Raw genomic sequence first — 23,766 nt, 5'->3', positions numbered from 1 at the left:
CGTTTACTTTTTTCGACTAACATCATTCGTAAATCGATTTCTACTCCTCTTCAATACCACACCATTGAATTAAAGTAAGGGCAATAATCTCCGCTGTCGTAAACACATTATCTAGTAAGATGTATTCATTTGGATAATGGGCAACCTCTGTTGCTCCAGGACCAAAAACAATTGCAGGCGTTTCACCGACATGAGTCAGCAATCCTCCATCAGTCCCCCACGGAGAAGCTTCAATGACCGGATCCTGTCCAGCAACTTGCCGATATTGATGGACGAGCGTATTCATCAGTTCATGTTCTGTGTCAATTGCCCCTGGAACCCAGCGTGCTCCGAACCATTCTAAAACAGGAGCATGATCCTTAAACCATTCGTCAACTTCTTTTATCTGGAACAGCCATTCAGCCATTTCGTTCTTCGCCTGCTCCATCGTTTCCTCCGGCGCAACACCCATTCTTCCTTCAATTTTCACCAGGTCGGGAACGGAGGAAGGCCAATTACCGCCTTCAATGACGCCTACATTGATTGGAATCGGGATAGGTGTGTTCTGATAAAGCGGATCACTGATGCGTGCATTTCGCTTTTCTTCCAGAGCACGAATGTGATTTATTACGGTCATACTCTTTTCAATGGCGCTAATTCCTTCATACCTTGTTCCACCATGGGCTGACCGGCCTTTTACCAGAATACGGAACCACATCGAACCCTGCTGTTTGGGAAAAATCCTCATATTTGTCGGTTCAGGGATAAGGGCAGCATCGGCTTTGTATCCCTTCAAAATGGCTGCTAAAGTTCCTGCTCCGCCGCTTTCTTCTTCAATCACACTTTGAAAAATCACATCTCCCTTTAACTGGATGCCACTTTCCTGTAACGCCTGCATTGCCAGAATAAGGGATACATTGCCTCCTTTCATATCTGTTACGCCACGTCCAAACATTTTTCCATTCCTAATAGCTCCGCTGTATGGATCGTCATCCCACTGTTCCCGATCACCATCCGGAACCACATCGATGTGTCCGTTCAAGATAATGGAGCGGCCTCCTCCGGATCCTTTCATAATTCCCGCCACATTAGGGCTGTTTGAAAAATCGCTGCGAGGAGAATAGAAATAGGAATGCTTTTTCAATTCCACACCGTCAGGCTCCCAAATATCAACCTGCAGACCCATTTCCTGCAGTTTTTGGACGACGATAGCCTGCGCCGCGGCTTCATTCCCTTGCGTACTGGGGGCTTGTACCAATCGTTGCAATAAGTCCGTTCCTTCTTCCCGATGATCCTTGATCCATTGGTGAATGCGTTTTTTAATATCTGGCACTTTTATCCTCCTTATATACACATATTCTCATAGATAACTGAAAGTCCCATTCCGCCTGCCATACACAACGTTACCATTCCGTACTTAACCTGAGAACGCAGCATTTCATGCATCAGTGTGACTGTCAATTTTGCACCTGTTGCCCCTACAGGGTGACCAAGTGCAATTGCCCCTCCATTGACATTGACGATATCCGGATTCAAATCTAACTCCTTGATCACAGCAAGTGCTTGGGCAGCAAAGGCTTCATTAAGTTCAACCAGGCCGATATCCTCTAACAATAGACCTGCTTTTGCCAATGCTTTTCGAGTCGCTGGTACGGGTCCGATCCCCATAACTCCCGGTTCAACACCTGCACTGGCGAAAGCCTTGATTTTCAAGAGCGTTTTTAATCCCGTTTCTTCTGCCTGCTGCTTGGACATTAATAGTACAGCTGCTGCTCCATCATTCATGGGACACGCATTACCTGCCGTAATGGTTCCTTCATTTTTGAATACTGCAGGAAGGCCGGCAAGTTGATCCAGATGAATGTCCTCACGAACTCCTTCGTCTTGGCTGAAGACATGAAGCCCTTTTCGATCCTTGATTTTAAGCGGAATAATTTCTTGATCAAAGCGGCCTTCTGCTACAGCTTTCCAGGCCTTCTTGTGGCTTTGATAAGCAAATTGATCCTGTTCCTCGCGACGGATACCGTATTGTTCAGCCAGACGTTCAGCTGTTATTCCCATATGCTCATTTTCTAAGGAGCATATTAATCCATCTGCCAGCAGAGCATCCTCCATCGTTACGTTTCCAAATTTACCGCCCCATCTATTTTTCACGATATATGGCACATTGCTCATGCTCTCCACTCCGCCGGCGATGATCACTTCTTCTTGACCAGCAGCGATAGTTAAAGCCGCACTGGTAATGGCCTTTAAACCTGATCCGCATGCTTTGATTACAATGTGACCAGGGATATTTTGCGGGAAACCCGCCATCTGCGATGAAATCCGGGCAGAGTTAAGACCGCCTCCATGGACATAGCCATGTCCAAAGATCACTTCATCGACCTTTTCTTTGTCTAAGCCAGACTTTTCCATTAAGCCTTCCAATACTTGACGGCCCAATTCGGCAGCTTTAACATTCCGGAGTGACTTCCCAAAGGATCCGACTGCCGTCCGCGCTCCAGCAACGATGACAACCTCATTCATGCTTATGCCTCCTCTTAGCTATTCAATGCTGTTGACAACAGCCGGGATTTTAAGCGTCGCCTCTGTATTCGCAATCACTTCATCGACTGTATAAGGTGCCATAACTTCCTTCAGCACCAATCCCTCTTTTTTAACCTCCATGACAGCCATATCGGTAATAATTAAATCTACACTTTGTCTTGCGGTTAAAGGAAGCGTGCATTCCTTTAATATCTTTGATTCACCCTGCTTATTCACGTGATTCATCAAGACAATCACCTTTTTTGCTTTTTGGGCCAGCTCCATTGCTCCGCCCATTCCCGGTACCCGTTTGCCTGGGACAATCCAGTTGGCCAAATCCCCTTTTTCACTAACTTCCAATGCACCAAGGATGGTAATGTCGATGTATCCTCGACGGATCATGCCAAATGCCGTTGCACTGTCAAAGTAAGAAGCCCCTGTTACGGTCGTAATCGGGAACCCTCCTGCGTTACAGAGAGCAGGATCTTCTTGCCCCGGATTCGGAGTGGGACCTGTACCAAGGACACCGTTTTCCGCATGGAACAGCACATGGATATCTTGAGGTAAATGATCGGCAACTAAGGTAGGAATGCCAATACCTAAATTGACAATTAATCCATCATGGATTTCCTTGGCAGCGCGTTTGGCGATGCGAATTCGTACATCTACTCCCATGCCCATTTCCAATTCACCCCTTCTGTTGGAATTACCATATCTACATAAATACCTGGCGTGGCAATACACTCCGGATCCAGTTCGCCTGCCGGAACAACTTCTTCGACTTCTGCAATGGTAAAGGCTCCTGCCATCGCTACCAGCGGATTGAAGTTGCGGGCACTCTTGTCATACACCAGATTTCCAAGCGGATCTGCCTTTTTGGCATAGACAACACTCACTTCTGAGGTTAAAGCCGTTTCGATCAAATATTCCTTTCCGCCGATTACGATTTTGTCCTTGCCTTCTTCAGCTATCGTGCCAATCCCGATATCGACAAAAATTCCGCCCAAGCCTACTCCGCCTGCACGAATCCTTTCAGCTAATGTCCCTTGCGGAGAGAATTCCACTTGCAGCTTTCCTTCATTCATGAGCCGACCCGCATTAGGATTGGATCCGATATGAGAGGCGATGACCTTTTTGGCTCTTTCATCAGACACTAGCCGGCCAATTCCGATATCAGGGAATCCTGCATCATTGCCAATCAAAGTTAGTTCCTTAACGCCCTTGTTCAGGATGCCCTGTATGAGTGTTGGCGGAGTCCCCACTCCCCCAAACCCTCCATACATGAGTGTACATCCATCGTTGATATGCTTGAGTGCTTCTTCTATGGTCACAATTTTGTTTTTTTTCGCAATGACTTGCTTCATATCGTTCCTCCTAAATAGCCTGCATGTTCTCTATCAGGCCTTCCGCGTGCAATTCATGCTGTAATTCCTCAATTGATGCTTCCAGCAGCTTTACAAGACGGTCAATTTCTTCATTTGAAATAACCAGCGGCGGAGAAATAATAACCGCATCGCCCTCGATTCCCTCGATAGCACCAGAAGCGGGATAGATCAACAATCCCTTCTCAAATGCTTTATTTACGATCCTTGAGGTAATGCCATTTTGCAAGCGGAATGATTTTTTTGAAATTCTATTGGAAACAAACTCAAGTCCCAGAAGAAGCCCTTTTCCCCGCACATCACCAATGATGTCAAATCTCTCAGCAAGTCCATGTAATTGCTGCAATAGGTATTGTCCTTTCTCTTCCGCTTCCTGAACCAAATTCATTCGCTCAATGTAATTAAGAACTTCTAAGGAAACAGCAGCAGATAGTGGATTTGCGCTATAAGTGTGTCCAGCCATGATTGATTTTGAGCCTTTTAAAATGGGTTCCATAACACGATCACTAACCAAAGTGGCAGCCATCGGAGTATAGCCAGCGCTCATTCCTTTACCCAATGCAATGATATCTGGGGTAACGCCCCAGTGTTCCATGGCAAACATTTTTCCCGTACGTCCGATTCCTGTCATAACTTCATCAGCGATAAATAGAATGTCGTAACGCTCGCATATTTCCTTAATCCTTTGATAATATCCGTCAGGCGGTGTAACAGCACCAGCGGATGCCCCAATAATTGGTTCGGCAATGAATGCGGCAATATTCTCAGATCCAATTCTTTGAATGGCCGTCTCCAATTCATTTGCACACTGCAGCTTGCAGCTAGAAGGTTCACTATTATAAGGACATCGATAACAATACGGAGCAGATATACCAGGAAAATCCTCTAATAACGGAACAAAACGTTTTCTTCTTAACACATGACCGGACATTGATAAAGCACCCATCGTAATCCCGTGATAACTCGTCCAGCGGGAGACGATGCGATTTTTCCGCTCATATCCTTTTTCTTGCCAATGTTGAATCGCTATCTTCATCGCCGTTTCCGTTGCTTCAGATCCGCTGTTTACAAAAAACGTCCAATTTAAGTCTCCTGGAGCTAACTCACTTAACTTTTTTGCTAATGTCTCTGCGGCTTCACTTGTGAAATGAGATCTATATGCAAAAGAAACTTTGCTTGCCTGCACCATCATGGCATCAACAACCTCTAATACTCCATGACCAATACTTGCTGTAACCGCACCTGATGATCCGTCGATGTATTGATTACCATCCATGTCATAAAGATATATTCCATTCCCATGAGAGACGGTGGGATAGTTATAATCTAGAATAGGCTTAATCAAATGACTCCGCTTCATTTCATCTCTCCTTTTTTAAGTTTCTTGCCCACTACTCATTTTTCTATTTCTATGAATCAGTTAACCTATTAATTTGAATATATAAAAGGAACAACAATTTAGATTTCCACTGTCCATTCCCTGCAATCGGTACATTCGTACAATATGTTTCAGAAGCAAGTTCCTGGTAATACCATAAATTATGATCTATTAAGTTCAGGGTCGCTATTCGTTAATATCAAGGGTGAAATGAGGTGTAAGGAGTGGACCGTCCAAATTCCCTAAATCTATTGGAAAAATTCTATTAAATAAATGAAAAAAAATGGCAAATTTGAATCTTTGAAACCGGGTTTACCTATTAAAAGGTTCATCCTGAATGAGAATTGATTCTGTAGGGCAGCCTTCCATTGCTTCATGCATGTCATCATGAAGAATCTCAGGAATTTCAGCAATCCCCTGATTTTCGTCCAAGACAACGAAAGCAAGTCCCTGTTCGTCAAAGTCATAAATATCAGGTGCTGTTCCACCGCATGCTCCACAGGCAATACAAGTATCTTTATCTACCCATGTGTATTTAGCCATAAAAATTTCCTCCTATTTTAAAAATCCTTTCAAGAAGATAAATCTTTAACCCAAATATTCATATCCTCATACTTATCCCAAATATTGCAATTCTTTGTTAATCTTCCTCCATATTCATATCCCAGCTGGTGAAAAACAGCGTTCATCCCCATTGACAAACCTCGTGCTAAAGAATAGGCACAATAAATATTTCGCCTGATAAGTTCTTGTTCTAATGCCGAGAGAAGCACCTTCATAAAACCATGCTTTCTATGATGAGGGATAGTCGCACAGTCTGTTAGTTCAGCATTATGATAGATATCATTTACCTCCGCGGATGCGGCACTCACGATGGATCCTTCATATTGGATAACACTGAAGATCGTACCTTCTTCTATCACTTTTTTTATATAATGCTCATCATTCATTGGTGTTGGATAGGTTTCAAAAATTGTACTATATAAATTTGCCAGCTCGTGTGCATCTTCAACTGCAGCAAATCGAAGGGAGTAATTTTCAGGTATTTTCGGCTTTTCTATCAGCCTGGGAATCTCAATGATTTCTTTTAGAATTTTGTCTTCTTTCATCCAATAGTCGCTTGATCGCCTCTCATTGGTAAAATATAATGCCATGCAATAAGCATCATTCCCATTAAAATACCTATTCAATTTCCCCTCCAGCATAAATCCATGAGCCAATATCGCAGATAAATCTTCCTGCCTAGCTTTAAGGATCACTTTTGTAAAACCATGTTCCTGAGCGATGACCAGTGCTCGAGCTATCACTTTTTTGATATTTCCTTGATAATCATCTATGCGTAAGCGAAGATTCGCATGATCTAGAAAGAGCTCTATTTTAAAACATTCCCCAGTCTCAATTCGGGTGAAAAAAGGCAGGTTTTGAACAGACATTATGTACCCTCCTCATCTAAATTCGGGAGAAGTGATGATTCATCATCTTCTCCCGGCATTCTATTTCCAATTAAACAATTTCTTTACAGGGGCTGAAAGAAGCTGTTCATACGTAAACTCATCAGGATACTCACTCACGTCATATATATATAAAGCTTCATCCACCTTTTGATTCATCAAGTCAGACACATAGATTCCGCAATTCGGACAGTTCAGAGCTGGAACTTGAAGAATCTTTATTGATCGTTTACCATCAGGCATAATCCAGTAACAATCCTTTTTTTCACTTTCCTCCACGTTTGGGGCATTACACCACAAGCAATCCATCTTTATTCCCCCTTGCGTTTATTTTTCACCGAGGTCTACACCGTCGGTTGATTCTTTTTTTCTTGAGCTTTCATCAATTTTTCTTTCATTTCATCCCGTTTATCACGGCGATCCTTTAAGGATGCATGTTCATCAGTACTCTCATACGCTTTTCTCTTGTCAAGGCGGCGGAGGCCTTCTGGTACCAAATTGAATTTTTCGTCTGTCATGAGAGCAGCGATTCCCACGGCTTCTTTTCTTTCTTCCGTACCATATACCTCATCAAAGTAAGCATCTGCACTTCCAGGAATGTAGTTCTTCGGCTCCGGATAGCTTGTAATAACTCCTTCAAAGTTTCGTAAGACCACTTTATCAGGACTTTGTGAAAGGAGGTAATTAGGAGTCAAGGCGATTTTTCCTCCTCCTCCAGGAGCGTCTACCACAAAGGTCGGCACCGCATATCCTGATGTATGGCCGCGAAGCGCTTCAATGATTTCCAGTCCTTTAGAAACCGGGGCACGGAAATGGCCAATCCCTTCAGATAAATCACATTGATAAATGTAATAAGGTCTTACTCTAGCTTTAACACAGTCGTGCATAAGCTTTTTCATGATATGAACACTATCGTTAATCCCAGCAAGAATGACAGCCTGATTACCAAGCGGCACTCCAGCCATCGACAGCATATCACATGCCTTTTTCGCTTCTTCCGTCAGTTCAAGTGAATGATTGAAATGCGTATTTAACCAGATTGGATGATATTTTTTCAGAATATTGCATAAATTCTCTGTAATCCTCTGCGGGAAAACGACCGGGGCACGAGTACCAATCCGAATAATTTCCACATGTGGGATAGCACGTAAATTACTTAATACGTATTCGAGAATCTTATCATTGATTAACAGCCCATCTCCTCCTGAAATCAGAACGTCTCTCACTTCTGGAGTATTTCGAATATATTCAATCGCTGCGTCTAATTGCTTCTTAGGAACCCCCATGCCAACCTGACCAGAAAAGCGACGGCGAGTACAATAACGGCAATACATAGAGCATTGGTTCGTGACAAGAAATAGAACGCGGTCCGGATAACGATGCGTCAGACCTGGCACTGGGGAATCTTCATCCTCATGCAGCGGATCTTCCAAATCATATCTTGTCTTGTTCATTTCTGCCGAAAGCGGTACAGACTGTAAACGAATCGGGCAGCGAGGATCATTCGGATTCATTAAGGATGCATAGTAAGGCGTAATATTTAAAGGAATTGTTTGAGTCGAAATTCGAACCCCTTCTTCTTCATCCGGTGTCAAGTTCACAACTTTTTTCAGATCGTCCAGAGTTTTAATTGTATTTGTTAATTGCCAGAGCCAATCATTCCATTTCTCTTCCGTTACATCTTTCCACAGTTCAATTTCATTATAGTGTCTGCGTCCACCAAGGTATTCTTTACGTTTTAAGTCCATCTCCATCAAACTCATTAAAATTACCTCCTTCTATCTTAAGAACTTTGGATTGTTCTTTATATTTATCTACTTGCAAGAATGATGCCAACATACAAAACGAGGAAAACATAGAAAAAAGAGGGCTGTATGCCCTCTCTCTTTTTAAAAAACGCAAGATATTTTGCGTTACGCATGATGTTTTGCAGCCAAATAATTTGCTCCAAGTTAAATTTATTAATATTTTTAGTTAGTTTCACTCGGGATAGCAGCAGACTCGAAGAATATTCCATTACTCACTTATTACAATTTTACTTTTGACTCATCAAAATGGAAGCGTTTCCAAAATTATCTAGATTATTTTCATTCCCTTATTCTTCCGGTATATACTTTCTCGATACCGTATTTGTTTAGCTTATACTGTAAACCCTGTCTCTTTATATTGAGAGCCTCAGCTGTTTTGCTGATATTCCCGTTACATTTCTCAAACATATTTATAATCATATCCCTTTCTATTTCTTCCAGCACAGCAGGTAAATCAATCTCATTTTTTAATGGAGGAAGATGGTTCTGCGTATTTAAAGCGGAATACTTTCCTGATGGGAATAAATAAGCAGGAAGATGATGTTCATCAATTGTTTTTTCACCCGCGTCCATGACGTTAAAAGCTAACTCTATAGCATGACCCAATTCCCGAATGTTCCCCGGCCATGGATATTGAAGCATCCGTTGCATAGCTTTTCGGCTGATCCCTCGTACATCCGAAACGAATGATCGATTGAATTTGTGAATAAAGTGATTTACGATTTCAGGAATATCTTCTTTGCGTTCCAGTAGAGATGGCATTTGGATTGTCACAACATTTAGACGGAAAAATAAATCTGAGCGAATAATTCCCCGCTCTAACGCCTCATCTGGAGAAATATTCATCGCAGCAATGATTTTTACATTAATTTTCTGTTCCTTCGATCCTCCAACACGGCGTATTTCCCCTTCTTGTAATACTCGAAGCAATTTTGCCTGCAGACCAAGGTCTAGACTATTCAGTTCATCAAGAAACAGGGTACCGCCACTTGCCTGTTCAAAAATACCCAGACGGTCCACCGCTCCCGTAAAAGCCCCTTTCGTTGTACCAAACAGCAGACCCTCCATTAATTCCTTTGGAACAGCAGCACAATTTTGCGCAATGAATGGCTGATTTCGCCGAGCACTTACATTATGTATACTTTGGGCAATTAGTTCTTTTCCTGTTCCTGTAGGTCCATAAATCATTACTGGAGAATGTGTACGAGCCGCTTTTTTCGCCAATGAAATAGCTTCTTGAAAAGCAGGGCTGTCCCCAATTAAATCACTAAAATGATAAGTGGCTGTACCTGCAAAGAACTTGCTTTTCTTGTGGGTCTCGGCCAGCTGAGAACGCAGATCCACAATTTGATCGTACATGCTCATGACCTTAGTAATATCCTTGGCGATTTCCACTGCCCCAATAACTTTACCTTCCTCGTATAAAGAATAAGTGCTATTGATAGAAGTTATTTTTTCCCCTTTTAAATTGACATAGGTTTGAATAGACTCATTCGTTTCTATGCCTTTTCCCAATGCCAAATACAGCGTACTGGATTCGTCCGTTAAGGATGGATACAGCTGAAAGATATTTTTTCCTAACACCTGTTCACGATTCAGCCCATCGATATGAGCCATCATTTCATTGTAGAATACGGTATCTCCATCCTTATTAACTATATGGACACCAACATTAATCACATTCAATATCCATTCAAATTGAGTGGAAAACTTGTTTGCTAAAGATTTCATTTCCTCATCTCCGCTCTTTGTAATTGATGGTATTACCAGTAAATTATAGCATTTGGATATGAATTATTTATCTCTTTATCTATATGAATCTGAAAATTCTAATTCCGAGAATGATCGAACAAAAAAGCACTCAGATAATATCAAGTGCTTTGGCAATGACCGGCAAGCAATTCGTATCAGCCAATGAAGCTGATTGGCGAAAAAAGCGGCCTTCCGAATGACTACACATTGTTTAGTGGATGACGGAATTACCTCATCAGCTGCAATCCCTCTCGCTTTAGATAAAGGAGTTCGCGAAGGAAAGATTAAATTAGGTGATAAATTTCTTTTATATCAGAGATTCTTCCTAATGATTCAAAAATGTTCCTTATATTTCTTTAATTTATAGATGACTGAAGGTTGACTGATTCCCAAATAATCTGCCATTTCGTATGTCGTTTTACATTGTTTATATGCTTTGGCAATCAATTGTATTTCAATCTTTTCTAACGTCTTTTTAAGATCTTGTTTCCCGCTTAATTCCTGTTCAATTGCGGAGGAAGAGGAATCTTCCGTCTGTTCCACTTGCCCTGTGATGGCTAGGGGAAGGTGTTTGGGATAGATAGCGGGTTCATCAATGGTAAGAATTAACCGTTCAATCAAATTTTCTAATTCCCGTATATTCCCGGGCCATTCATAATGCGTCAATACTTCATAAGTCGAGGGATGTAATTTTTTTATTGTCTGGTATTTATCATTGGTTTTCTGCAAGTAATGCTGAATTAAGATTGGTATATCTTCTTTACGCTCAAGTAATGAAGGAATTTGAATAGGTATCACATTTAAACGGTAAAACAAATCTAACCTAAACTTTCCTTCATTTACCATCTTCTCCAGATCCTGATTTGTTGCTGCGATTAGCCGGAAGTTAATAAGTCTTTCTTTTTTTCCGCCGATGCGCTTTATCTTTTTTTCTTGAAGCACTTTCAATAATTTAGCTTGCATAGCAAGGGGGAGTTCCCCGATTTCATCTAAAAAAAGAGTACCGCTGTCAGCTTGTTCAATCAGTCCCTGCTTGCCTTGTTTGTTTCCCCCTGTAAAGGATCCTGGTTCATATCCAAATATCTCTGATTCAAACAAACTTTCTGGGATTGTGCTGCAATTCACCTCAATAAATGGCTCTTTATTTCGGTTGCTTTGATTATGAAGAGCGCGTGCAAACGTACTTTTCCCTACCCCAGTTGGTCCTAAAAAAAGAATCGTGGCATCGGTTTTAGCGACATTATGAATCGTTTTTAAAATCTGCTGTGTTTGATTACTTCTAGCGATAAAAGCATGATGACCAAGTTCCTTTCCCCTTAAATCCTCGACTTCTGTCTGATAGCCCTTTATCTTGCGTTGTAATTCCTCGTATTGTTCCTGCAATTTCCATATTTCGGTCTGATCCTGACTATAGCTGATCACTCTAACCAGGAGGCCTTCCTTATTGAAAATCGGATAGCCAGTTGACATGACAACTCGGCCTGTTCTTGTATGCTGCATAATACGAGTGAATTTTTTTTCCTTTAAAACGATTGCATTGATAGAAGGTGAAAGCAGCCCTTCTTTTTCTAATTGATAAACCGATGTACCGATGTATGTATCAGGCTGCATATCATAAATTGCCCAATGTTCTCGATTAGATCGTAAAATAATTCCTTTTTCATCAGTAATTGTAATGTTATTATTCGATGTTTCGATAATTTTATTTAATTCCATCCCCAGCATTCCATCTTCCAATACGGTCCCCTCCTTTTATGTCTATAAATGTTGATTAAAATATAAATCAAAAAAGAGAAAATAATCAATAATTAAATTAAAAACCACATATTTGATTTAATTTTAAATCAATTAAACTAAAAAACAGCCTTAACTCTAGGAAAATTAGTTGGCACGAATCTTGCATAATAAATAGGTAAGATCATATTTATTTATTCAAAAAGAAAGGGTGTTCATGATGACACATACTGAAAACACAATCCAGGAATTAAGAGAGTTAGATAAAAAACATTTTATCCATCCAACATCCCCAGTTAAACAGCAGCAAGAACAGGGGCCTGCTTTTATTTTTACAGAAGGAAAGGGAGTCTACCTTCAAGATGTAACAGGAAAAGAAGTCATTGATGGTATGTCATCTCTCTGGAATGTAAACGCAGGGCATGGGCGCGGGGAATTAGGCAAAATTGCGATGGAGCAGATGTCAAAACTGGGTTTCAGTTCCTGTTTTGCCACATATAGCAACGAACCTGCCATTCGATTGGCCGCAAAACTTGCACAAATAGCTCCTGGAGATTTAAGCGCAACCTTCTTCACTTCTGGCGGTTCGGAGGCGAATGATACAGCTTATAAACTTGCACGCCATTACTGGATTCTAAAAGGTCAGCCAGGAAGAAAAAAGATTATTTCAAGAACAAAATCCTATCACGGAGTCTCAATGGGGGCAACAAGTGCAACTGGGCTGAAAGCTTTTCGGGATTTCACGAACTCACTGGCTCCTGATTTTCTGTACGCAGACAACTTTTCTTCTCAATCTTTACGAGAATTGATTGCAGCAGAAGGTCCTGAAACGATTGCGGCTTTTATTGCAGAACCTGTACAAGGAGCAGGGGGCATTCACGTAGCTCCGGAAAATTATTTTAAGGAAGTACGTGAAATTTGCGATGAGTATGGAGTTTTATTTATTACAGATGAAGTGATAACTGGATTTGGCCGAACAGGAATGTACTTTGGAATGGATCATTACGGTGTTGCACCTGATATGATGTGCTTTGCAAAAGGTGTCACAAGCGGATATGCTCAGCTTGGAGGGGTCATGATATCCGAAAAGATCCATCGGGAATTAACGGAGCTCTCAACGGGCACTTTGCTGCATGGATACACGTATAGCGGGCATCCAATGGCTTGTGCGGTTGCATTGAAAAATTTAGAGATTATTGAACAGGAACATTTAATAGAAAATGCTGAAGCAATGGGACAGGAACTGCTAAAAGGACTATACCGAATCCAGCAAGACCAAAAAATAGTCGGTAAAGTAAAAGGGCTTGGGTTGATGGCAGGTATTGAAATTGCCATAGATTCAAAAACAAAAGAACATTACGCTGCCCCTCTGTCTCCTGCAATTGTTTTAGAAGCTGCAAAACAAGGGCTTATTTGCAGATCAGTCGTCTTGGATGATCAAGATATAGTAGTATTTGCACCGCCGTTAACGATTAATAAAGACGAAATCAAGAAAATGATTGAGATTCTAAACAATTCTATCTCAGTTATCGAAGCAGATCTTGCTTCAGAAAACTATGCAGCCAAGTAAACACAAGAATTATTACTACACAAATAATGCAAGGCGAGGAGATTCATTATGAAAAAAAACTTATTTATTAACGGTGAGTGGGTAAATGCAGAAAGCTATAGTCCTTTATTATCTCCTTACAGTGGAGAGGTGATTGCAGAAGTTCCTGCAGCAACTCTTACAGAAGTAGAAATGGCGTTGACTGCTGCTTATGAAGCCAGAAAAACAATGGCTGATATGCCAAGTTATAAGCGTGCAAGGATTTTAGAGAATCTTGCAAATCTATTAGAACAAAGATCAGATGAAGCGGCAGAAATAATTGCTCTGGAGGCAGCTAAACCACTTTCTACTGCAAAAGGGGAAGTTGATCGCACGATTCAAACATATAAATTTTCTGCTGAAGAAGCAAAACGGATACATGGAGAAACGATACCGGTTGATGCTGCACCAGGAGGAGAAGGAAGAGTTGCCTATACTGTCCGGGAGCCAATAGGAGTCATTGCGGCAATAACACCTTTTAACTTTCCTATGAACCTAGTAGCACATAAAGTAGGACCTGCACTTGCTTCAGGCAATTCCGTTGTTTTAAAACCGGCTGCACAAACACCATTGTCCTCATTATTTCTTGCTGAGTTACTCCAGGAAGCCGGGTTGCCGGCAGGAGCATTCAATGTTGTAACAGGAAGCGGGAAATTAATAGGTGAAAAGCTTGTGACAGATGAAAGAATTCAAAAGATATCTTTTACAGGAAGCCCCTCCGTAGGCATTGACATTCGGAATAAAGCCGGATTAAAAAAGGTCACCCTTGAATTAGGTTCTAATGCGGCGGTCATTATTGACAAAGGCGTTGATATTGACAAAATCATTTCACGTTGTGTAACCGGAGCGTTTGCATTTCAAGGACAAGTCTGTATTTCCGTTCAGCGGGTTTATGTTCATGAAGAACTATATGAAACATTTACAGAAAAATTCGTTGCAGCGACTCAAAAGCTAAAACTAGGAGATCCTCTTGATCCGATGACAGATGTTTCTGCATTAATCAGTCCCCGGGACATAGAACGATCCCTCGAATGGATTGAGGAAGCGAAGCAGAAAGGAGCAATAGTGGCGACAGGAGGTAAATCGGAAGGAAATATTTTGCATCCAACTGTTTTATTGGAAGTGGATCCGTCCCAAAAAGTTTCTTGCCAAGAAGTGTTTGCCCCTATCGTATTGATCAATAAATTCTCAACTGTTGATCAAGCAATAGAGCTTGTCAATGATTCTCGCTACGGATTGCAAGCGGGTATTTACACAGAGAATATTCGTACGGCATTAATGGCTTCGCAAAAGCTGCACGTAGGAGGCGTTATAGTAAATGATATCCCTACGTTCCGTCTGGACCATATGCCATATGGGGGAGTAAAAGAAAGTGGAATTGGACGGGAAGGTGTAAAGTACGCCATTGAGGAAATGACGGAACAAAAATTAGTCATATTTAATCAAAATTAATAACTTTTCACTTTTATGAAACACTAATAAATCGATTAAAAAATAGAAGAAACACGAAACAAAAAGGAGCATCTGCTTAGGTGAAAGCAGATGCTTTTTCAATAAAAAGGGGGGACCTTTAATTAGAGTGTACAATATAGAATAAGCAGAATAAATGGAGTTTGCGCTCAGCCCTATCCATATCAAGTTTATAGATCTGTCAATTAAGAAAATCATCACCAAGCATTAACAAAGCCTTGAAATTAAAAAACAAGCCCATAAATGAGCTTGTCCTAATAAGCACGATCCTGATATAAATAATTCGGCTTCACGGTTTTATTTTCATACTGTTTATGAAAAATATGTGTCGTCGCAGGTGCAACCGGAGGAATCAGCCATGTCCAATCTCCAGTTACACCCCGTCCCTCTGCCGCTTCGTTGTGCTCAAAGCGTTTAAATTGCTGGGCAGCGGTATGATGATCGACAATGCTTGCTCCTGCTTCTTTGAAAGAGTGCAATACAGCAACGTTCAGTTCAACAAGTGCTTTGTCTTTCCAAAGCGTTGCATTGGAGGAGGTATCCATTCCCATAATTGAAGCCACTTTTGGAAGCATGTTATATCTTCCCTCGTCAGCTAAATTCCTTGCCCCGATTTCCGTTCCCATATACCAGCCATTGAACGGTGCTGCAGGAAACGTTATCCCGCCTATTTCAAGGCTCATGTCGGATATAATCGGAACAGCATACCATTTGGCGTCAAGCTCGCAGAACTCCGGGTATTGAGGATGCGTGATTGGAATTTCAAACACAATTTCAGAAGGGATTTCATACCACACCGGCTCCCGATTTCCTGCCTGTATGACAAGCGGAAGCAGATCATAGTCCGTTCCCCCTCCCTCCCATCCAAGCTCTTCACATTTCTTTGTAAATGCGATGGACCCTTGATCGCCGACAATGCCTGAATCCGTTTCATAACCCGCATATCTCAGCAGCTGGTGATTCCAGATCCGGACAGGTTCAGATCCATCCAGAACAGGCTTAAAAATCGTAATAAGCGGACGGATTCTGCCGTTGTTGGTTGCATATTCAATATGCGAAAACAGTGCGTCCCTGATTTCTTCTTCTGTCGCAAGGTCTCTTGCATCCACAACTTTTAGCGTGTTCCAGAATAAGCGGCCAATGCACTTATTGCTGTTTCTCCACGCCAGTTTAGCCCCATGCTCAAGTTCTTTAAACGTTAAATGATACTGACCCTCTTTATCGAGCAGAGATTTGATTTGCAAAAGACGGGCAACAGTTTCTTCTTCCGTTTTGCCCAGCTCCTGATAACATTGTCTGATAAATTTTTCTGCCTCTACCATATATTCAAGTTGAGCAGCCACGATAACCTCCTAAATAATCAAGCTTATATAGTAAGAACTACGTAAATTATTCAAAAAAAGATTCCTCCGATATCATTACAGTATATCATCCCTTTTGAAGCATACTTTTACTACAAGCAAAACTTTGATGAACTTTTCTATACGGAAAATATATATATGAAGGATTCTCGCCTAATTCATATCTCTCAGGAGGAAATTCGCTCTAGAAAAAAGATATTCTATAAAAATATGAAAAACTTATCATTTTTTTGTTGCAATATGAAAGCCCTTTATTTAAAATAGGCTTATGCAAGCGATTGCACGAGGTTGCACTCATATTTGCACAACATTATTTTAAAAAATAAGTAAGCAATTCTTCCTAATAATGAATTCGTTTACACTATTTATATTTAATAGGGGAAAGAAGGGCAAAAGATGAAGAACTTATTATCGTTTGATTTCTGGCAAAAATTCGGTAAAGCCTTGATGGTTGTTGTAGCCGTTATGCCAGCAGCCGGAATTATGATCTCACTTGGCAAGTTAATCGCCATGTCAGGCGGAGACATCACGCTTGTGCAAACGATTGCGCGAGTGATGGAAGACATCGGTTGGGGCATTATCACCAATCTTCATATCCTGTTTGCAGTTGCGATTGGGGGTTCCTGGGCTAAGGAACGAGCTGGCGGAGCATTCGCTGCATTAATCGCGTTCATTCTTATTAACCGTATTACAGGAGCAATCTTCGGAGTTAATTCTGCTATGCTTGCAGATCCTGAAGCAACTGTAAATTCTTTATTCGGACAAGAATTAATTGTTAAAGATTACTTCACATCTGTATTAGGTGCTCCGGCATTAAACATGGGTGTATTCGTTGGGATTATCGCAGGTTTCCTTGGTGCAAACCTGTTCAATAAATATTACAATTTCAATAAGCTTCCAGAATCACTTTCATTCTTTAACGGCAAGCGCTTTGTGCCTTTCGCAGTTATCGGCGGATCTGTTGTAACCGCTATCGTATTATCTCTAGTTTGGCCATTTATTCAAGGACTTTTAAATAACTTCGGTCAATGGATTGCCACTTCACGCAACACGGCACCAATTGTTGCACCATTTATCTTTGGCGCCCTTGAGCGCCTGCTTCTTCCTTTCGGACTTCATCACATGCTGACGGTGCCGATGAACTATACGTCTCTTGGCGGAACATACGAAATCTTAACTGGCGGAAGCGCTGGTTCAACAGTATCCGGTCAAGATCCTTTATGGCTTGCATGGATTGCCGACTTAAACAACTTCCTTGCTGCAGGAGATACTGCAAGCTATAACCAGTTGTTAAATGACGTGACTCCAGCCCGTTTTAAAGTTGGGCAAATGATTCTTTCTACAGCTTCACTAATCGGTATTGCTTATGCGATGTACCGCAATGTTGATAAAGACAAACGAATAAAATATAAATCAATGTTCTTATCTGCAGGTCTTGCAGTATTTTTAACTGGCGTAACAGAGCCAATCGAATTCATGTTCATGTTCGCTGCTCCTGTTCTGTATATTGTATACGCTATTACAACAGGGCTTGCATTTGCGATCGTCGATATCATCGACATCCGTGTTCACTCATTTGGTTTCATCGAATTATTAACCCGTACTCCAATGATCATTAAAGCTGGTTTATGGATGGATATCGTGAACTTTGTTCTTGCATGTTTAGTATTCTTTGGTCTTAACTTTGGAATCGCTAACTTCATGATCAAACGATTCAACTTCCCTACTCCGGGACGCAACGGAAACTACATCGATTCTGAAGAGCCTGCTGCTAAAGGCACTGGTGCAGTAAACAGCGATTCACAGGCTTCTGCTATCATTACTTTACTTGGCGGATCTGCTAATATTGAAGATGTAGATGCATGTATGACACGCCTTCGTGTTACTGTAAAAGATTCAGGCAAGGTTGCAGGCGAGGCGCAATGGAAAGAGAACGGCGCTCTTGGTTTAATTATTAAAGACAAAGGTGTACAAGCAATCTACGGACCGAAAGCAGATGTTTTAAAATCTGATATTCAAGATACGTTAGGAGCTTAACCATGAAATTATTAACGCTTAATTGTCACTCTTGGCAAGAAGAAAACCAGATGGAGAAAATCAAAACACTGGCAAAAACAATCCAGGAAAAATCATATGATGTCATTGCCCTTCAGGAAGTCAGCCAGCTTGAAGATGAGCCGGTCGTTTATGATCAGTTAAAAAAGAACAATTATGCGTTAGTTCTTCTCGATGAGCTGAAACAGCTTGGAGTAACTGATTATCATCTCGTTTGGGGTTTTGCCCATATGGGATATCCTGGATACGAGGAAGGCTTGGCCATTTTATCCAAGCATCCTATAACCAATAATGAAATCTTCTTCGTTACCAATGGTCAGAATACCTGGAAAGCCCGGTCAATCGTTTGTGCCACGATTCAATACAATGAGCGATTACTCTCCTTTTACTCATGTCATCTTGGCTGGTGGCATGACGAAGAGGAGCCATGCAAATTCCAGATGGATTCTCTTCTTCAAAAGCTTGACCGATCTCATCCGTTTTTTTTAATGGGTGACTTCAATAACAGCGCTGATATAAGAGATGAAGGTTATGATTACCTCCTGTCAAACGGTTTATATGATACGTATAAACTTGCTGAAGATAAGGATTCAGGTATAACCGTTAAAGGCAAAATTGCCGGCTGGGATGAAAATAAACAAGATTTACGCATTGATTTGATTCTATCAAGTGATAAGATTAAAGTTCTGTCATCCAAAGTTATTTTCAACGGTGAACATAAACCTGTCGTTTCAGATCATTATGGTGTTGAGACAGAGATTAGCATGTAAATGCAGGCTGCTTCTTTTTAAAGAGGCAGCCTTTTTTTATTTTGTCATTTTTTCTTCTTTTTGCGTTTATCCTTTTTGTCTCACGGGGAAATTAAAAAGGTTATAGGGAGGCCGACTATGAAAGATTTGCTAAGAAGAATTCACCAGCACGAATTAAACGACTTATCAGCAGTTATTGCCTATTATTTTTTACTTTCCCTTTTTCCGCTGCTTATTTTTTTAATTGCCATGTTTCCATATTTTTCGCTCGATGTTTCTCCATTATTAACATTGATTAATCACTACGTGCCTTCTGAAACAGCTGAGCTGCTTACAGAACAGATCAAAAGTCTGTTTGGGGAAACAAATAGCTACATTCTCGCATTCGGCCTGATTGCAGCGCTCTGGTCTGCAAGTAACGCGACACATATTTTGATTCGGACATTTAACCGGGCACTTGAAATTAAAGAAACCCGTCCTTTCATTTATGTCCGCATTGATGCTCTGCTTTTGGCAGCTGGCCTTATCATTACAATTACAATCGCCCTCCTTCTTCCTGTATTTGGAAAAGTCATCATCGACAGTGCGACTCGGTATGCGCCCTTTCTTGAAAATATCAATCCGCTATTGAATCAGGCCAGGTGGATTCTTTCATTTTTCATGATTAATTTGGTTTTGCTCGCCCTTTATTATTTTGCGCCAAGTGAAAAGCTTGGATTTTTTGATATCTATTTCGGATCTCTTTTAGCCACAACGCTCTGGATTATAAGCTCATATGGGTTTTCTTTTTACGTTGATAATTTCAAAGCCTTTAACGCTGCTTATGGAAGTTTGGGAGGCATCATTATTTTACTGATTTGGCTGTATTTCACAGCCTTCTCCATTTTACTTGGCGGAGAAATAAATGCGATGCGCGTCTGCCGCAGAAGAAAAAAGTTCTGTCCTGACTGATTTCTCCTGAATGTACCAGTTTTGATATATATGGCAGAGGGTACTTTTACGGTAAGAAGACGAAAGAGGAGAAAGGAGATCTCATGTTAGATTTCATCATAAATCTATTGCGGGAGTTTGGAATATGGGGTCTGATGGCAGGTCTTGCAATTGAAGCTTCATCCCTGCCTTTTCCAGGTTCACTTATAACCCTTGCGTATGGCTATTTACTGGATTTATCGATTCTCCAATTAATCTGGATTGCCCTTTTAGGCAGTGCGGTTTACACGGTATTCAGTTTTATTCCTTATTGGATTGGATATAAATTAGAGCATAAAATGAAAAAGAAGCTGACAAAAAAGAAAAAAACATTTGAAAAAACACAGCGCTGGTTTAATAAATGCGGACTTTGGAGCATTGCAATTGCACGGCCCTTAGGAATCGGCAACTATATTTCTTACGTTTCAGGCCTTTCAAAAGTGAAGGCATTGCCATTTGCCGGCCTTACATTTTTAGGGGTATTCCCTCTAAATATCACCATGCTCTGGCTTGGACAGATTGGCAGCCTAAAATCGATTACTGCATTCATGTCAGATATGCAGACTTATATAATAATTGCCGTCGGATTGACGGTTGTCCTATTCCTTCTCTACCGTTTTGTCTACAAGAAGAAGGATTGTTCTGATTCAGCCAGTTCCTCTAGTCAAAAGGTTTAATAAGAAAAGCGGAAGCGCCCGTTGCATGGCAGAACGAATCCGGCAGAAAAGTCCGGGCTTGATTTTTTTGCCGGATTTGTTCTGGCAGAGAAGTTGTGCGATGAAGCTAGACAAAAATGCGCAAAATTTTATACTTTCTTATTTCTAAAAAAATCCAAGGGGATTCCCCTTGGATTATTTTTTTGCACCAATCAGATAAATCAGCGACAAAATGATGCATATCGAGAGTGTGATAATCGTACCGATAGGCGGTGAAGTGATTAATATCCCAACTAGAATCGCAAGTAATGCAATTAGCGAAAACCATGATGTATAAGGATAGCTTTTTACAAAAAAACCTTTTAGCGCAACTCCTGGTTTTCTGCTTTTCAAATGAGCAATCGTAAGCAAAATCCAGATCGTTAAAATCGCATATCCAGGCACCACCATCAGATAGCCAAACGTTTCGCCTTCAGCAAATACCGCAATGATTACTCCGACATATAAGAATGAAGTACTCGCAAGCAGTGCTCTGACAGGAACACGTTTAGAAGATAACTTCGAGAAAAACTTCGGTGCATTTCCGTCCAAAGCCTGTGTATACAGGAGACGGGATGCAGCATACATCCCAGTGTTTGCTGCAGATATCACAGCAGTCAGCAGGACGAAATTCATAAAGCCTCCTATATAAGGAATGCCAAGTGTATCGAATACCGTAACAAACGGGCTTTGCTTGCCAACCTCATTCCATGGCATCAGACTGACAATGACAAGTATTGGAAGGACATAAAAGACTAATATCCGGATAATAACGCTGCGTGCTGCTTTTGGAATAACCTTTTCAGGATTTTCTGTTTCTCCAAGCGTCATACCGATCATTTCAGTTCCGCCAAATGAAAACATAACAACAAGCATAGAAGCGGCAATACCTGATAGGCCAAACGGAAGAAAGCCGCCATGCGCGGTAAGGTTTCCAAACCCGGCAGCACTTTCTCCATTAAAGCCTGCAAAAATCAGAACGCCGCCAAGTAAAATAAACAGGGTCAAAACGGATACCTTTAACGCAGAAAGCCAGTACTCTGTCTCTCCAAATATATTAACCGCAAACAAGTTAATAACTGTGATTAATACAGAAACAATCAGCGACAGCAGCCATAGCGGAGTATCTGGAAACCAATATTTCAAAAACCCTGCTGCAGCTGCCATTTCTGCTGCCATAACAAGCATCCAGCTGATGAAATAAATCCACCCTGCAAAGAATCCGGCATACGGGCCGAGGATCGTCTGAATCAAATCTCTCAAAGTTTTCGCTTTAGGCTGCTGAACAGCCATTTCAGCCATAGCCTGCATGACAAAATATAAAATAATGCCCGCTAATAAATAAGATAAAATAACACCAGGTCCCGCAAGTTCAATGGATGAACTGCTGCCCTGAAAAATGCCTGCCCCGATTGCACCGCCAAGGGCAATCATAGTCACATGCCTTGATTTCAGTCCTCTGGCTAATTCTTCATTATTTGAACTCATGCTCGTCTCTCCTTACTCATGTTCTATGCTCTTTTGTGGTACATGTTATCTTAACAAAAAAGCTAAAACGTGAAAACTGCCTAAATTTAGGTTTATTTCGTCAGCTCCCAAATCTCATGTAAAACCGGCATCTCCAGTTTTTCTTCTTCTGTTACCCTATCCCAATGAATACCGTCCGGCTTGCAGTATGGTGTGTTCGTTTCCATCACACCAAGCTCTGTTACGATATAATCCACAGGCAAATCATATGTTTCCACCTCAAACTCCTCATCCGTCACTTGGATGCTGTGGATCGTTGATATGACAGGAACATGAGGATTTCCAAGCTCCCTCATAATGGCATACTCCCGGTCCGAATACCCTTCTCCTTTGCCGATTCTTCTTCCGTCTTTATGAACAGCAACAGATCCGGCCACAATTAAGTCAACCCTCGGCAGCCCGGATAGCGGAATTTCTTTTCCATATTGTTTCATATTCTTCAAGCTCACAGCCCTGCGCTCTTCTCCTTCAGGAACCCATTCTCTTTTCAGCATAATAAAACCTGCTTTTAACCTTGGAGTCGGAACGAGAAGTGTTTTTCCATCTTTAATGACACGTGCACGAAGGGGCAGCTGTGGCGCATCGGGGTTAATCTTTATCACTTCAGCATTTTTGTATACATCAAGCTGCGCTGCATATTCTGCTGCCGCCGCTGCCCCCTTAAAATTCGGGATTCTATTTTTCAAAGGAAACGGAAATCCTCCAAGCTTCTCTTTCTCAAGCCTGTCCCACTTATTCTGACGAATTTCGTCCTTCGTTTTCATTGATTGTCCCCCTTTCGTGTCAAATCTAAATAATGTGTTGAGTTTTCAAATAGATTATCTTCTATAAATCCTGCCTTAATATAAAAGCGGGATGCTTCCTTAGTATCCGTTCTTAGCACAGCGACATTGAAGAAATCATCAGCTCCCGTTAATAGAGTACTTAATAGAAGTTCGCCGACACCTTGCCTTCTATGTTCTTTTGAAACATAGAGCCTCCTTATCCGCCCAGCCTTTTCATTTTTTGAATATGGATCCTGATTTATGCCCCCGATACCAATCAGAGTTTCATCATGATACGCCCCCAACAGCATTTCCCCTGGCTTTTGAAACGTATTATCTCCAGATTGATACTCAGTAACGAGTCTTTCCAAAAAACGAAATCCATCTCCTTTACTTTCCTCAACAAGGCTTGAAATCCCTTCCGAATCTGCTGAATCCCATCGTTTTATTGTAATCAATTAATTCCCTCTTTCTTCATTAGGCAAAATTAAAAGGCATGAGCCCGGTACAATACCGAGCTCATGCCCAACAGGCTGCCTAACTAAATAACCTGTCTAACTTTATGGGGTCAGTTCATA

General features: G+C 41.2%; 21 protein-coding genes. 6 read left to right on the top strand and 15 right to left on the bottom strand.

Translation table 11 applies throughout. The features are described from left to right. Positions 1 to 40: 40 nt before the first annotated feature. The 11 genes from LIT25_02960 to LIT25_02910 all read right to left on the bottom strand — a co-directional run bounded on the left by LIT25_02960 (position 41) and on the right by LIT25_02910 (position 12,001). Entirely contained in the window at positions 41 to 1,312 is a 1,272-nt protein-coding gene (locus LIT25_02960; protein USK34375.1) for a peptidase, read from the bottom strand. Between the two features lie 11 nt (positions 1,313 to 1,323). Beyond that, positions 1,324 to 2,505 carry a thiolase family protein gene (locus LIT25_02955; GenBank protein USK34374.1) on the bottom strand — a complete coding sequence of 394 codons (1,182 nt, stop codon included), beginning with the start codon at positions 2,503 to 2,505 and terminating at the stop codon, positions 1,324 to 1,326. Positions 2,506 to 2,523: 18 nt separating this feature from the next. Continuing rightward, the gene (locus LIT25_02950; protein USK34373.1) at positions 2,524 to 3,186 is read right to left on the bottom strand and encodes a 3-oxoacid CoA-transferase subunit B; all 663 of its coding nucleotides are present in this window, start codon (positions 3,184 to 3,186) and stop codon (positions 2,524 to 2,526) included. Then, on the bottom strand, positions 3,171 to 3,869 hold the full coding sequence (locus LIT25_02945) for a CoA transferase subunit A (protein USK34372.1): 699 nt from the start codon (positions 3,867 to 3,869) through the stop codon (positions 3,171 to 3,173). The genes LIT25_02950 and LIT25_02945 overlap by 16 nt, the downstream gene beginning before the upstream one ends. A gap of 10 nt (positions 3,870 to 3,879) precedes the next feature. After that, positions 3,880 to 5,247 (bottom strand): aspartate aminotransferase family protein, encoded by a 1,368-nt coding sequence (locus LIT25_02940; GenBank protein USK34371.1) that lies wholly within the window; start codon positions 5,245 to 5,247, stop codon positions 3,880 to 3,882. 330 nt (positions 5,248 to 5,577) lie between these two features. Next, positions 5,578 to 5,808: a ferredoxin gene (locus LIT25_02935; protein USK34370.1), complete on the bottom strand. Its 231-nt coding sequence runs from the start codon at positions 5,806 to 5,808 to the stop codon at positions 5,578 to 5,580. Between the two features lie 29 nt (positions 5,809 to 5,837). Beyond that, positions 5,838 to 6,698: a putative beta-lysine N-acetyltransferase gene (ablB, locus tag LIT25_02930; GenBank protein USK34369.1), complete on the bottom strand. Its 861-nt coding sequence runs from the start codon at positions 6,696 to 6,698 to the stop codon at positions 5,838 to 5,840. A 60-nt stretch (positions 6,699 to 6,758) separates the two neighbouring features. Beyond that, a complete protein-coding gene (locus tag LIT25_02925; protein ID USK34368.1) occupies positions 6,759 to 7,025 on the bottom strand; it encodes a YokU family protein in 267 nt (88 codons plus the stop codon). A 35-nt stretch (positions 7,026 to 7,060) separates the two neighbouring features. Next, positions 7,061 to 8,464 (bottom strand): lysine 2,3-aminomutase, encoded by a 1,404-nt coding sequence (gene ablA, locus LIT25_02920; protein ID USK36134.1) that lies wholly within the window; start codon positions 8,462 to 8,464, stop codon positions 7,061 to 7,063. Between the two features lie 339 nt (positions 8,465 to 8,803). Beyond that, entirely contained in the window at positions 8,804 to 10,255 is a 1,452-nt protein-coding gene (locus LIT25_02915; GenBank protein USK34367.1) for a sigma 54-interacting transcriptional regulator, read from the bottom strand. A gap of 354 nt (positions 10,256 to 10,609) precedes the next feature. Then, positions 10,610 to 12,001, bottom strand: a complete 1,392-nt coding sequence (locus LIT25_02910; protein USK36133.1) for a sigma 54-interacting transcriptional regulator — start codon at positions 11,999 to 12,001, stop codon at positions 10,610 to 10,612. A gap of 229 nt (positions 12,002 to 12,230) precedes the next feature. Between LIT25_02910 and LIT25_02905 the strand changes: the two genes are divergently transcribed. Further along, complete coding sequence (locus LIT25_02905; GenBank protein ID USK34366.1) at positions 12,231 to 13,580, top strand: aspartate aminotransferase family protein; 1,350 nt, start codon at positions 12,231 to 12,233, stop codon at positions 13,578 to 13,580. Between the two features lie 48 nt (positions 13,581 to 13,628). Further along, positions 13,629 to 15,050 carry an aldehyde dehydrogenase family protein gene (locus tag LIT25_02900; protein USK34365.1) on the top strand — a complete coding sequence of 474 codons (1,422 nt, stop codon included), beginning with the start codon at positions 13,629 to 13,631 and terminating at the stop codon, positions 15,048 to 15,050. A gap of 272 nt (positions 15,051 to 15,322) precedes the next feature. On the opposite strand, the gene LIT25_02895 is transcribed toward LIT25_02900, so the two are convergent. Beyond that, entirely contained in the window at positions 15,323 to 16,390 is a 1,068-nt protein-coding gene (locus LIT25_02895; protein ID USK36132.1) for a nitric oxide synthase oxygenase, read from the bottom strand. Between the two features lie 435 nt (positions 16,391 to 16,825). Between LIT25_02895 and LIT25_02890 the strand changes: the two genes are divergently transcribed. The 4 genes from LIT25_02890 to LIT25_02875 all read left to right on the top strand — a co-directional run bounded on the left by LIT25_02890 (position 16,826) and on the right by LIT25_02875 (position 20,879). Beyond that, a complete protein-coding gene (locus LIT25_02890) occupies positions 16,826 to 18,466 on the top strand; it encodes a PTS transporter subunit IIBC (GenBank protein ID USK34364.1) in 1,641 nt (546 codons plus the stop codon). 2 nt (positions 18,467 to 18,468) lie between these two features. Then, complete coding sequence (locus tag LIT25_02885; GenBank protein USK34363.1) at positions 18,469 to 19,254, top strand: endonuclease/exonuclease/phosphatase family protein; 786 nt, start codon at positions 18,469 to 18,471, stop codon at positions 19,252 to 19,254. A 117-nt stretch (positions 19,255 to 19,371) separates the two neighbouring features. Next, positions 19,372 to 20,184, top strand: coding sequence for a YihY/virulence factor BrkB family protein (locus tag LIT25_02880; GenBank protein USK34362.1), 813 nt, complete (start codon positions 19,372 to 19,374; stop codon positions 20,182 to 20,184). Positions 20,185 to 20,267: 83 nt separating this feature from the next. Beyond that, the gene (locus LIT25_02875; protein USK34361.1) at positions 20,268 to 20,879 is read left to right on the top strand and encodes a VTT domain-containing protein; all 612 of its coding nucleotides are present in this window, start codon (positions 20,268 to 20,270) and stop codon (positions 20,877 to 20,879) included. Positions 20,880 to 21,053: 174 nt separating this feature from the next. Here the strand turns inward: LIT25_02875 and LIT25_02870 are convergent, their stop codons facing one another. The 3 genes from LIT25_02870 to LIT25_02860 form a co-directional block, all read right to left on the bottom strand. Next, positions 21,054 to 22,385: an amino acid permease gene (locus tag LIT25_02870; GenBank protein USK34360.1), complete on the bottom strand. Its 1,332-nt coding sequence runs from the start codon at positions 22,383 to 22,385 to the stop codon at positions 21,054 to 21,056. 92 nt (positions 22,386 to 22,477) lie between these two features. Beyond that, entirely contained in the window at positions 22,478 to 23,188 is a 711-nt protein-coding gene (locus LIT25_02865; GenBank protein ID USK34359.1) for a 5-formyltetrahydrofolate cyclo-ligase, read from the bottom strand. After that, positions 23,185 to 23,646 carry a GNAT family N-acetyltransferase gene (locus tag LIT25_02860; GenBank protein USK34358.1) on the bottom strand — a complete coding sequence of 154 codons (462 nt, stop codon included), beginning with the start codon at positions 23,644 to 23,646 and terminating at the stop codon, positions 23,185 to 23,187. Before LIT25_02860 ends, LIT25_02865 begins: the two co-directional genes overlap by 4 nt. Between the last annotated feature and the right edge of the window lie 120 nt (positions 23,647 to 23,766).

This window comes from Bacillus sp. F19 (assembly GCA_023823795.1).
GTDB lineage: Bacteria > Bacillota > Bacilli > Bacillales > Bacillaceae > Bacillus_P.
Note: the sequence above shows the minus strand (reverse complement) of the source record. Positions and strands in the feature narration are given on the sequence as shown.